We start from the raw sequence: 12506 nt of genomic DNA on the forward strand, positions 1-12506 counted from the left end.
GCTCTCAACTTTCTTTTTCTGAATCGCTGCTGTTAAGATGAAGAATGAAAACAGACCCATTGTGACAGGTAATTTACTGCTTTTGAGTTGAGAACAGGAACCATCATGATATTGAAACAAACAGCGATCGGGCTGATTCTTTCTGCCCTGCTTTGCGTATGCTCACTGAATGAATTGAAATCCGCCGAGTCTAAACCGCTCTCCGATTTCACAGTTGATCAGAAAGACAAAACACACTGGTTCGATATTAAAAATCTCGGCGTCGAAGGCAAAGGCTGGACCGAAACAGAGTCCTTCTATAATCGCCTCCCCGCCAAAGCCAAAGGGGTCGTGCGGCCTCCCGTCTGGTCACTCAGCAAACATTCGGCAGGTATGGCGGTTCGCTTCGTCACCGACGCAACCACCATCAAAGCCAAATGGAAACTGACGTCTTCCAATATCGCCATGAATCATATGGCGGCGACCGGCGTCAGTGGACTGGATCTGTACGTCAAAACAGAATCAGGCAAATGGCGCTGGCTGGCAGTTGGCAAACCATCAAAACAGGAAAACAATGAGACACTGATCTCAGGCCTGATTCCCGGCAAACGCGAATACATGTTGTACCTGCCACTTTATAACGGCGTCGAATCCGTTGAAATCGGAGTTCCCGAATCCAGTCACCTCTGGAAAGCACCGCCACGTGAAGCAGGCAAAGACAAACCGCTCGTTTTCTGGGGAACCTCCATCACCCAGGGAGGCTGTGCCTCACGGACCGGCATGGTTCATACCGCCATCCTGGGACGTCGTCTCGATCTGCCGGTCATCAATCTCGGATTTTCCGGCAACGGCCGGATGGAACCTGAAGTCGCCAAACTGGTCGCCGAACTGGATGCCAGCGTCTTTATCATGGACTGCCTCCCCAACGTCACTGCTGAGACAGTCGCGCGGGAAACCGAGCCCCTCGTGAAAACGCTCCGTGCTGCTCACCCGGAGACTCCCATCCTGCTGGTGGAAGACCGGACCTATTCCAATGCCTATCTCAAAAAGAGCAGTCAGGATCGACATCGCACCAGTCGGGAAGCCCTCAAGAAAGCCTATGAAAAGCTAAAACAGGAAGGCGTTAAAAACCTGTATTATCTGGACGGCGAAACTCTGCTGGGTGATGACAGTGAAGATACTGTCGACAGCTCACATCCCACGGACCTGGGTTTCTTCAGACAGGCCGATGCGTTCGAGAAAGTTCTTCGTCCCATTCTGGAACAGCAGTCCAAGTGAGATCAAACCGTTTCTGCCTCTTCCTGTTTCTCGTCACGCTGTCTGCCTGCGGGAAACAGGAACCGCAGGTGGAAAACCCCACCGCTGTTGCGCTCCCCTCAGAGGCACACTATCAGGAATTTCATACCGAAATTCAGAATTTCTGCAGCCACTGCCATCTCTGTCCTGACCCGGGTATCCTGACAAAAGAGGCTTGGCGGATGCAGATCCCGCGCGAGTATGCACACTTCGAACAGAACCCCAACCCCAGTCTGCGGGTCCCACCGGAATCAGAAGTCATCCAGTACTTCGTTTCACAGGCACCGGAATCTCACCGCCTGCCGAAACAGAATCCCCACCCCGATACCAGCCCGATCCGTTTCCGTAAACAGGTCATCCCACGCACTGATTCGAAATTGCTCCCGGCTATAACACACCTGAACTGGGTCAGTGACACTTCCCCGCATGAACTCCTCTTAACCGACATGGGCACAGGCGAGACAGGTCGGATTCACTTTGATGCGGGACAACCTGAGTATGAACTACTGGTAAAGCTCAAACATCCTGCTCACATCGAACGGGTCAACCTGAATCAGGATCAGCAGTACGATTATCTCATCGCAGATTTGGGCAGCTTCGGACCGGAAGATCACGACCGGGGGACCGTCAGCCTGCTGACATTCAATAAAAAATCGAACTCCTGGCAGACTCAGACTCTTCAAGACCATCTGGGACGTGTCGCAGATGGCAAAGCCGCCGACTTCGATCAGGATGGCGATCTCGATCTGATCGTCGCTGAATTTGGCTGGCACAAAACGGGACGACTGCTATACCTGGAAAATGTCTCTCCAGCGAAGACAGATCTGAAATTTAAACAAAGCGTCCTCGACAGTCGGCACGGCGCCAGTCATGTGCTGATCACAGACTGGAACCAGGATGGCCGCCCCGACTTCGTCACACTGTTCTCACAGGAACACGAAATCATCGTTGCGTTTCTGAATGAAGGGAACGGTCAGTTTCGTAAAGAGACCATTTATCAGGCCCCCCATCCTGCTTATGGTTCATCCAGTATCTCGCTGGTTGACCTGGATCAGGATCATGACCTCGACCTGCTCTACACCAACGGCGACACCATGGACAGCTTCGAACTCCGTCCCGATCATTCACTGCAATGGCTTGAAAACAAAGGAACATTTCCCTTTACCCATCATCCAATCGCTCCGCTGACGGGTGCCTACTGTGCCACGCACGGGGACTTTGACGGAGATGGCGACATCGATCTCGCCGCCTGTTCCATGACCTGGGATTACAAAGAACGACGCAACACGCTCTTCTGGTATGAACAACGTTCCCCTGGTCAGTTCCAGGCCCACCCCCTTGACTTTTCAATGGGCCAGCATCCCGTCCTCACCGCTGGCGACTTCGACAGCGATGGTGATTTCGATCTGGCTGTCGGCAATTTCGAAGGACGCGAAACAGATCAACGAGACAAAACAGAATGGTTCTCAATCTGGTGGAACGAGGGACCGGTGAAACCGGAATAGTTTCAGTTAAGTACCTCAGGGCTTCAACAGCTCGCTGACGTTTTTCTCGGGATCGACGGAGAACACCATTTTCGCATGCGGGTCGGCAACGAGGATGTTCTGTCCCTGGCGCGTGATTCCCACCGGGTTCTTGAACGGTTCACCGGACACCCATTTTTCCGTAGTTCCGTCGGCAGCGACTTTCCAGAGGGCTTTCTCATATCCGTCGCTCACAATCGCCGAGCCATCGTCCAGGACGACAACATCGTGTGGGAAATTAAACGGTCGGCCTTTCACCACAACTGAGACTTTCCCGTCCGGACTGACTTTCAACAGCTGATCTGCTGTTCCGGAAACGACCCACAGATTTTCTCCCTGATCGAGCGCCAGTCCCCGGGGGGCTTCCACTTTGGCAAACAAAGTCGGCTTCCCGCCCGCAGCGGGGACCTTCCAGATATGATGCAGTTCCAGATCCGAGACCAGCAGATCGCCGTTCTTCAATACCACCACATCCATGGGAATTCCAATCCCCCCGTTCGTAAGTGGCTGAGGTTTCGCGCTCGCTTTTTCAAAACGATAAACCTCGCGTGTAGAGGAATCGCCGGCCAGCACGCGTCCCTCATTATCAAGGGTCACACAACGTACTGCATTCAACGGAGTGCGAAATACTTTTGATCCCGTGAAATAACTGGCAGCTTTTCCCTGATCAAGACTCCAGATGCCCGGGAGCTTTAAATCCGCCACATACACGGGCCCTTTTTCAGTCGCGACAACAGAATTCGGGTACGACATCTCTGCAGCCTGTATCATTTCAGGAGCACAGAGAATCAGGAAAACGAAACAGCAACGAGAGAGAAACGGCATCTTGAAAAACCTGAGAAAAATATCGTTAAGTCGGTCAAACCGCATTTTACCGAATCAGAGTGGCAATTGCACTCATGAATTCACACTCAGGGTTTCGCCAGAGATTGCCAGAAACGGGCACTGTTCTGACGACGGGTATGATAGATCTCCCGATCCTGCTGCAGCAACTTCTCATCTGGATATACTTCAGTCGGATAGGGATAACTTTTCATCTCGCGAAATGGCAGTGGTTCGACCGACTGCCCCAGAATCGTATGCAGGTTGGCGTCCTTGTCCCAGCCGACATTATGCAGAATAAAATCACGTTTCCAGCCTGATTTGACGGGTTCGTCAGGAACTTTGAACCGCAGCCGTATCTCATCCCCCGAACCCATGATCACCAGTCGATTGTCTGCGGATTCCACCAGGGGTTTCACATCCCCGTATCGTGTAAAGCCCCCCTGCATCGGCGGCCATTGAATACTGGTCGTCAGACTCTGGTAATCATAACGTTCCGGCCCGTTGCCCGGATGAATGAGGGGCGTGGAAAATCCACGATACTGCAGCATTGCAGATTCCAGTGACAACGGTTGTGTCACAAATTCAGCCGGCGTTTCATCGACAGTAAAGAAGACCTGATCCCAGTAGAATTCCATATTTGTTTCGATACGCACGCGATAATCGTCTGTCAGAAACTGATCGGTCAGATCAACAACAATCGTTTTTGTCTTCCCGCCGGGAAAACCCATGAAGGGTTGAATCGTTTGCCATGCACCATTTTTGTCAGGCACTGACAGCGAGGGGGGGCGCGGACCAGGCATTGAGGGATTCTCAGATAACGCAAGATTGATGCCGGTATCCGTAGGATAGATCCAGCCCGTCAGAAACAGCTTGATCTGGGGAATCGTTTTCGAGTTCCGGATGGCTTCCGTATTCAAATCCAGTTCCAGAGCATGATCTTCCGTCAGCCCCTGACGATACTTTTCATCGAACGTTTTCGCATATACATCATCCGCATCCTTAATCTCAGGCAGCACGTCGCGCCCCTTGTGATTCACGGCTGCTTGAGGCGTCTGTGGATGCTGAACCGTATGGATTTTGAACGCCGCCAGATCAGGGGGGCCCACCTTTTCATTCGAAAACAGCTCCACATCCGCCGGATGATCGACGGCCATCAGTTCGACCGTATCAAAGTAGCCTGCTTCCCAGAGTTCTTCGGTGATCCGCAGTTCATAAAAACCATCTTTCGGCTTGAGCCGATCTCCGTCAATCTTAAGAAATTCCCAGTCACGACTGGGCGCCACAACTCCTTGCGCAAACTGCAAACCAATGGGAGCTGCCCAGAGCAGATCGGTATAAAACGAGAACTGTTCCCCGTCCCAAGTATACAGATAAGGACAGGAGCCCATCAGGGTCTGCTTCTCATAGATCCGCTGATCCGTTTTTGTATTGATGATGTTGACGGGAATTCCATTGGTCCACAAGACGCGAATCGCCTCTGCAACGCTCTGGTTCCCCAGTCCAAAATGTGTTGACTGGCCAGCGACGATCTGTGGCTGATAGATAATACCGCTGCGCAATTCCAGCAGACTGCCCACGCCATAATGATTCACGCGTCCGCTCGCCGATTTGACTTCCCCTTTGATCTGTTCGGCCCGCAGTGAAACATCGATCCAGTGATAGTCATTTCCCATGTTCTGCTGGTAAATAATTTGATCGCCAACGACTGTGATCACATCCAGACTGCCATCCTGGTTCAAATCGGCAAGACGGTACTTTTGAATCGGCCCTGATACTGTAAGATCCTGATCCTTCACAAACGCGGTCTGTCCGCTCCTCTGTTCCGCGGTTCCCAGCAACAACTGCAGTCTGTCGGAGCCCCGCGCGATGACATCCATCACACCATCATTATTCAGATCACCGGCCTGTAGGACATTCCCCTGCTGATTGACAGGTTCCGTCCCACTGATTTTCTGTACGGAAGCAATCTGCACACTCCCTGGTTCGGGTCGCCTGGTCTCAGCCAGCATTAACCCCTGCTCGCTGACTCCCATCAGGTCCCAGGAACCATTGCGATCAAAGTCCGCCAGTACACATTCTTCAAACTGATTCGCCGTCGGCTCGTTTTCCGCAGCCGCTTGAGTAAACGGACGCCAGCGAAACCGACCATGCCGCAGATTTTCCAGATAACCGGACTGCTTCGACGATCGACTGCATAAAATCAGATCGAGGTCCACATCCCGGTCCCAGTCCACGCGTACGATTGTAGAGACCGCCAGATCCGCAGGCGGCAACTGGCTTTGATCGCTGATATTTCGAAACGAAAAATCACCCCGGTTCGACCAGAGCGAAATCCCCTTCTCCGTCGACGCCACCAGATCCAGGTCGCCATCATGATCGAGATCGGAGAAGTTGACTGCCAGCAGATGAGAAAGCGTATCCAGAGTATCCGGCTGTGATTTCAGCTCCAGAATCCGCTGGCCGGATTTAGACACGGTATTCTGGAAAACTCTGAGCCCCGATTTCCCGCTGACGACCAGATCCAGGTCGGCGTCGCGGGCTGGTGAAATGGGAAACTCTGTCGCTTCTTTTTTTTCAGTTTCAGCCGGCTGCATCAGCGTTTGCACATCCGCATCAAGATCGACGAGTGTCACTTCTGCAAAGTCGCCTTCCAGTTCAAGCTGCGTCACCAGCTGCCAGGCCTCTTCGTTTTGAGAATAAACAATCACCTGCTTCGCTGTCAGCACTACCAGATCAGGTTTTCCATCCAGATTAAAATCGGCAACCTGCAGATCCTGAATCTCCGACGTGATGGCCGGGCTGAATTCCAGCGCACGTGCATGGGCAAATTCAACCGTACGTGGCTTCTGCTGGTCAGGCCAATCGACCGCTTCATAAAACGCAGGTGGAAAATCATGAATCACAAACTCCAGTGAGTTCTGTTCCACGCGCCTGCGATCACTTTTGACGAGGTCTTCGGCGATCAATACGTTTCGCATGATACGTGCGTTGCGGAGAACCACATTCCATTTCTGATCCTTGACCGCTGTCAGCGAATCATCCACCAGCTGATTTAAATCCAGGCGTGTGTGATCTTTGACGCTGGCCACCAGTGGCGCTGACAGCGTTTTGACTTTCTCGAAAACGGTACTCGCCTGCTCTGACTGTTGTTCTGTGGTGACCTGCAGGTACTCCAGTGTCAGAAACAGATTATCCGGCTGCAGTTTCCAGGCTTCGGCCAGTGACTCATTCGCCAGCGAAAGTTCGTTCTCTGCTGGAATCTGTTTTTGTATCTGTGACAATTCGAACCAGATGGCAGCATCTTCTGGTTTCAGCTCTGTGGCATGGACCAGATCTGCCTGCGCCTGGAGCGGTTTCCCTAAAGCGGCATAAATACGAGCCGACAGGATTGAGTTGACCGCAGATTCAGGTGGTATTTGCAACAGGCGACTCAGCGCTTGCAGGGCCTGCTCTTTCAGTTGCTCCCCTTCCGGCTGTTTCGCTATTTTTTCAGGCGTTAGCTGCAACAGCCGACAAATCGTTAAATTGCGAAAGCCAATCAGTTCCGTGGGTAATTCTTCGGTCAATTGTTCCAGCTGACGATCTGCGTCGGTGTACTTTTCATTTTCCAGATAAGCCACGCCTTCATTTTTCAGTTTCAGCAGTTCATTTGCCCGTTCAAAGCTGATGGGTTCCTGTTCAACAGGCCCGTTCTTCAACCCAGGTGGTGCTTTGAGTGTCAGAAATAACGCCAGCATTCCCAGAAACAGGACCACTGCTGCAATGATAGCGAAATGCGAAGACCGGGACGGCATGAAAAACCTCTAAGCTGAATCAAAAACGGGAAGCCTTATTCATTTAGAATACACGGCCAGCGTGCAGATGTCAGCCAAGATAAGATTGCTTTCCCGCCAGAACGCTCCGGAAACAAAAACCGGGATGGCCTTTTTCAAGCCATCCCGGTTTTTCGGAATTCAATTTGTATACCTTACGGGCTTAGGAAAACAGTTCCCGTACAGGATCGCCCATATCGGTAATCGGTACGGGGCGATCGCCGGCAAAGAGCTCTTCACTGGGGTCGATCCCCAGCGAAGCGTAAATCGTAGCGTGCAGATCGGGAACAGAGACCGGGCGGGAAACAATTTCTTCACCCAGTTCATTGGTCTCACCGATCGTTATTCCATTCTGCAGTCCGCCGCCCGCCAGGACAACACTGAATGCCTTGGACTGATGACCGCGTCCTCCGCCGGAATCAAATCTCGCCGGACGACCAAACTCGGAAGCGACGACGATCAATGTTTTATCCAGCAGTTTATTTTTCTCAAGATCAAGTACCAGCGCCGACAGTGCGGAGTCCAGTTCCTTGATCAACAGATGCTGATTGAGCTGGCCGTCGTTGTGCGTATCCCAGCCGGTACCATTCACAAAGTTCAGGTTATGCGAGACTTCAATGAACCGTACGCCTGACTGAATCAGTCGACGTGACAGCAGACAGCGCTGTCCGAACTCACCACCATAAGAATTGCGAAGATCGCTTTTCTCATTGTCCAGCTGGAATACTTTCATGAACTCGGGACCCGACAGTCGTAGTGCTTCAGCGACCGACTGATCGTAATCCTGAATTGTCTGACCACCCACACTTTTCTGGCGGTACTCAGCCCGCATCTTCGTCAGCAGGCGTTCGCGACGATCCTGACGGCTCTGATTCACTCGGGAAGACCGTGTAAAGCCGCTCGGTCCGGCACTGGTGTCGGTCAGATAGATGTAACCCGCCTCACTCCCCAGAAACCCGGGACCGCGTGTCACATTCGGGTAACCGATTAACACATAAGCGGGAGCGTGATCGCTGGCAGACCCCCGTTTGTGAGCCACCACAGAACCAACCGAAGGATAGGTAATCGTTCCGGTTGTCGGTCGTCCGGTATGCATGCGGTTGGTAGCAGCCGCATGTTCGTCAATCACTTCGTGATGCACCGATCTCACAATGTTGAACCGGTCAAGGATCGGCGCACATTTGGAAAGATGCTCACAGACTTCGGTCCCTTTAATGGCAGTCGGAATCGGATCGTAATAGGAGCCGGCTTTTTTCGCTTTGGGATCTCCCTTGCGTTTCGGGTCCCAGGTATCGATGTGGCAGGACCCCCCGCCCAGCCAGATCATGATACAATGTTCGGCTTTACCAACGGGCATTGGCAGTTTTTTAGCACCATGTTTTGTATCGGCGTGTTTTTCAGACGCCAGTAACTGCTGCCAGGGAGTTCCCAAAGCAGATGCTGCCAGACCGGAAAGCGAAGCCTGTCTTAAAAAATCGCGACGGGTAGATTCAAATGCGTTCATGGTTAACTCTTATGATAAATGTTGCAGGTTAGTTTATCAGTCAGTATCAAGTTCGATCACGGGACGAAGAGAAATTCCGGAGAATTTAACAACGTCCAGAGCATGTCTTCATAACGATTTCGCCAGTCTTCGTTCAAACGCTGTGTGGAAAGATCCCCCTCTTTGACGGCTGCCTCGAGGGACACCTTGATTTCATTCGCCTCGGGACTCAAATGGTTTGACCAGCCCACCAGATTGCGCGGCAGCGGCTCTCGTGAAGCGATCTCTGCATCCTTGTTTACACGCTCGCTATAACCAGGTTGCAGCAGCTCGACAAACATTTTCAACTCACTTTCAGTCGGTTCACGTGTGAGCGTCTTCAAAAACGTCTGCCTTACCAGTTCATTTACCGACTCTGTCTCTAAAGCAAGCGCAGTAAAATCGCTGTCATCAGAAAGACGGGTGAACCGCTTGCCGATGACACCATTCGCGAGTATCGCAGGTTGCAGAGCGGTGGCCGCAAATTCGCGAACCGTCAAAGGACTTTGACGAGTATCCCGCCAGCCGAACGTCTTCAACAAAGTAATAAAGGGTTGACCGAAAGGCAGTGCCAGACTGGGACGGTCCCGTTCATTGGATGGTGACGTAAATTCCCACGCACGACGCGGCGTTCCCAGGTCGAGTGAGCTGTGGTAATCACGGGAACCATCGATATCGATACACATCCGACCCGCGTCCAGTGGCTTTCCACAGATCAAAAACAGCGAATCAACAATCTGCTCCGCTTCCATGCGGCGCAGGACCGGTGAAGAAAAATCATAAGTCGTTTCTACCAGATTCTCGATTTTTGAAAGATCGGTTGTTGCTTCTCGCTGATAAAGATCCGATTCGAAAATCAACTGGGCCAGATATTTCAGATCGTAGCCGTGAATCACGAACTGCTGTGACAGGTACTTCATCAGTTCCGGGTGGGAAGGTTCCTGGCCATCCCAGTCGTCTACCGGTTCTACCAGTCCCTGTCCGAGATACCGCTTCCAGACACGATTCACAATCACATTTGCGAAGCGTTCGTTCTGAGGCGAAGTAATCGTCGCCGCCAGCTGCTGCCGTGTATCTTTGGCAGACCGCAGGTAGCTTTCCGGGTAGGCACCAGGTTTAACCAGTTCTTCAAAAGTCCATTTAGGAGTGACGTTTTCTCCAGGCAGCAATGTTACTGAGATCAGCATCGAGTTCGATTGAGAATCGAAACCCGGCACAGAACTGGTTTTGGGAACTCCCTGTGGGCTGCGTTTGAGCATGGCCGCCAGGCTGAAAAGATCGCGCTGTTTAAAATCATGGAAAGGAGCATCGTGACAGCGGGCACATTTCATATTCAGTCCCAGAAAAGTCTGGCCGATAATGTGTGCTTTGGCCGCCATCGGGGCGTCGTTCTGTGATGCCATTTCAAAGCCGGCCGGACCGCCGAAATATTTACTGCCTTCCATCATGACCAGTTCCGTCAGGAAACGGTCGAACGGTTTGTTATCGTAAAACGACTCGTGAATCCACCAGCGGAAAGGTCCGGTATTGTTCAATGTCGGATTCACAATGTTCGGGTTCTCTGCCAGCACATCTTGCCAGTAACCAACCCAGCTGTCTGCCCAGGCGGGATCATTAATGAATCGTTGAATGGCTTTCGCACGTCGTGTTTTGGGTTCATCAGCCAGGTATGCTTCAATCTGTACTGTGGTTGGCACAGTACCAGTAGTGTCCAGGGAGAGCCGACGCAGAAATGCCAGATCATTGAGTAACGGTGCCTGAGACACTTTCTCTTTTGCCAGCCGCCGATTGATGAAATGATCGATGGCGTTATTTGCCCGCAATCCCGGCACTGCAGCGGGCACTTTGACTTGAGGCTGCTTGAGAATTTCGGCTTTTGCAAGTTGATGCCGCGATTCCCAGTATTGATCTTCCTTCGCGGAAGCTTCCCGGCGACGTGCTGCGTTGACAGCGATCATGTTGTAACGATATTCGCGTTCGAAAGGCAGCCAGTCTGCGTCCGTCAGCATGACGGTTTCTTTACCGGGGGTCAGCAACTGGAAGTCCTGTTTGGGATCTCCGATAAAGACTGCCGTTTCACCGAAATCGGGACGATGTCGAAATCCGCCGACAATCATTTCGAAACGCACACGGTGTGGTTTTCCATCTCCGGTATATTCAATGACTTTTTCCTGATCGCCACGATGCAGCGGACGAATATGGGGTGCCAGGCTGCGATCGACTTTAAATACGTGACCGTGAGCCGAACCGGAAATATTGTGGAAGCCGGTTTCAGCGACCAGTTTGTCATCGATATACAATCGCGAGGCATTCCGGGCACGAACCAGAATTCGCTTCTTTCCTTTCGGGATCACAACACTCGACATGGCGCGAATCAGGTAAGGATCAGGACGATCCACTTTCACACCCCGTTCGGAGTAACGATTGGGAATTTCAATGAGTGCGAAATGCGGTTGGGTAAATGATTCTGCCAGACGCGGTGGACGGAACTTCCAGGATTTCTTATTAGGAACCCCTTCCAGGATATCCACTTTGACACGGTCATTGGGAATCGCCGTCCAGTCGATCTGTGGTTCAGGAGCATGATATTTGAAATGTGATGCTACCTGTTTGGCTGACAGCACCTTTCGATAAACGGCCAGCTCATCCATCTGACCATCAAACGAGCTGCCGGCGGACCCGCCCATGGAAGAACCGATCCAGACTTCATCGTTGTCCACGACAGGCCCCAGAGTCGTATCGCCGCCCATATCCCATTTACCGGAAACGGGCTGACCATCGACATAAGCAGTCAGGCTTTTCTTTTTTCCGAATGTGTAAGTGACAGCCACATGATGCCAGTTGTGGGCACTGATCCCAGCTCCACTCGAAGTCCAGCGATGGAAGTCGGCTTTCTGATCTTTTTTCTCGGGCTGTCCTCGAAACAGAAAACTGAGCTCCGAACCAGTGATTCGGAAACCATAGTTCTGATTGTCACGGGCCATCCCTTTGCGATTCGTACGCCCTTTACCAATGATGTAGTAGTGACGTCCTGCTTTAGTGGAGTTCAGATTCACCCATGCTTCCAAGGTGATGGCATCTCCGGCAGTAAAATCGAGAACACTCATTTCACCCGGATCCACAACTCGCAGGAAACCCTGACCAGGCTCGAACGATGCGGCCTTGTTCTCAGCAGTAAACAAGGGGAACTCAGAAGGTCGAGGACCTGCAGCAGACTTTGCCAGCTTACCACTGACCAGCGCTTTCACAGGCTTAGTTTTTTCCTGATCGGCGACAACGCTGCTGTAACCCTCAGCAGCAGGCGTCTCAAAATTCCAGTAGAGTATTGGCTGGTCGGAAAGAATCAACTCCCGATAGCTGGCAGGAGCGGCAACTTTGGGACTCTTTTCTGCTTTGGAATCTTTCTCTTTTTGAGCATAGGAGGGGCTCGCAGACAAAGGTAATGCAAGCGAAAGGCTCAGCAGGCACAGGGAACGCTTAACGAATGCCAAGTGGTTCATAGCGGGCAATTCCAGATAATCAGGTTCTCAGGAGAGACGTCACAGCAGG

Annotated in this window: 6 protein-coding genes; 2 read left to right on the forward strand and 4 right to left on the reverse strand. The window is 52.0% G+C overall.

What is annotated here, in order from left to right; genetic code table 11:
- Positions 1 to 105: 105 nt before the first annotated feature.
- Positions 106 to 1257, forward strand: a complete 1152-nt coding sequence (locus ACN0YN_RS17080) for an SGNH/GDSL hydrolase family protein (RefSeq protein ID WP_417386239.1) — start codon at positions 106 to 108, stop codon at positions 1255 to 1257.
- A complete protein-coding gene (locus ACN0YN_RS17085; protein WP_417386240.1) occupies positions 1254 to 2780 on the forward strand; it encodes an FG-GAP-like repeat-containing protein in 1527 nt (508 codons plus the stop codon). The genes ACN0YN_RS17080 and ACN0YN_RS17085 overlap by 4 nt, the downstream gene beginning before the upstream one ends.
- A 15-nt stretch (positions 2781 to 2795) precedes the next feature.
- Here the strand turns inward: ACN0YN_RS17085 and ACN0YN_RS17090 are convergent, their stop codons facing one another.
- The 4 genes from ACN0YN_RS17090 to ACN0YN_RS17105 all read right to left on the reverse strand — a co-directional run bounded on the left by ACN0YN_RS17090 (position 2796) and on the right by ACN0YN_RS17105 (position 12457).
- The gene (locus tag ACN0YN_RS17090; RefSeq protein ID WP_417386241.1) at positions 2796 to 3551 is read right to left on the reverse strand and encodes a hypothetical protein; all 756 of its coding nucleotides are present in this window, start codon (positions 3549 to 3551) and stop codon (positions 2796 to 2798) included.
- A gap of 158 nt (positions 3552 to 3709) precedes the next feature.
- On the reverse strand, positions 3710 to 7417 hold the full coding sequence (locus ACN0YN_RS17095; RefSeq protein ID WP_417386242.1) for an FG-GAP-like repeat-containing protein: 3708 nt from the start codon (positions 7415 to 7417) through the stop codon (positions 3710 to 3712).
- A gap of 181 nt (positions 7418 to 7598) precedes the next feature.
- Positions 7599 to 8939 carry a DUF1501 domain-containing protein gene (locus tag ACN0YN_RS17100; RefSeq protein ID WP_417386243.1) on the reverse strand — a complete coding sequence of 447 codons (1341 nt, stop codon included), beginning with the start codon at positions 8937 to 8939 and terminating at the stop codon, positions 7599 to 7601.
- Between the two features lie 56 nt (positions 8940 to 8995).
- Positions 8996 to 12457, reverse strand: a complete 3462-nt coding sequence (locus ACN0YN_RS17105; protein WP_417386244.1) for a DUF1553 domain-containing protein — start codon at positions 12455 to 12457, stop codon at positions 8996 to 8998.
- Positions 12458 to 12506 lie beyond the last annotated feature (49 nt).

The organism is Gimesia sp., assembly GCF_048260065.1.
Classification (GTDB): Bacteria; Planctomycetota; Planctomycetia; order Planctomycetales; family Planctomycetaceae; genus Gimesia.

Coding starts and splice junctions, on each gene's coding strand:
- ACN0YN_RS17090 (WP_417386241.1), bottom strand. CDS start 3,551: ATGTCGTACCCGAATTCTGTTGTCGCGACTGAAAAAGGGCCCGTGTAT.
- ACN0YN_RS17095 (WP_417386242.1), bottom strand. CDS start 7,417: ATGCCGTCCCGGTCTTCGCATTTCGCTATCATTGCAGCAGTGGTCCTG.
- ACN0YN_RS17105 (WP_417386244.1), bottom strand. CDS start 12,457: ATGAACCACTTGGCATTCGTTAAGCGTTCCCTGTGCCTGCTGAGCCTT.
- ACN0YN_RS17080 (WP_417386239.1), top strand. CDS start 106: ATGATATTGAAACAAACAGCGATCGGGCTGATTCTTTCTGCCCTGCTT.
- ACN0YN_RS17100 (WP_417386243.1), bottom strand. CDS start 8,939: ATGAACGCATTTGAATCTACCCGTCGCGATTTTTTAAGACAGGCTTCG.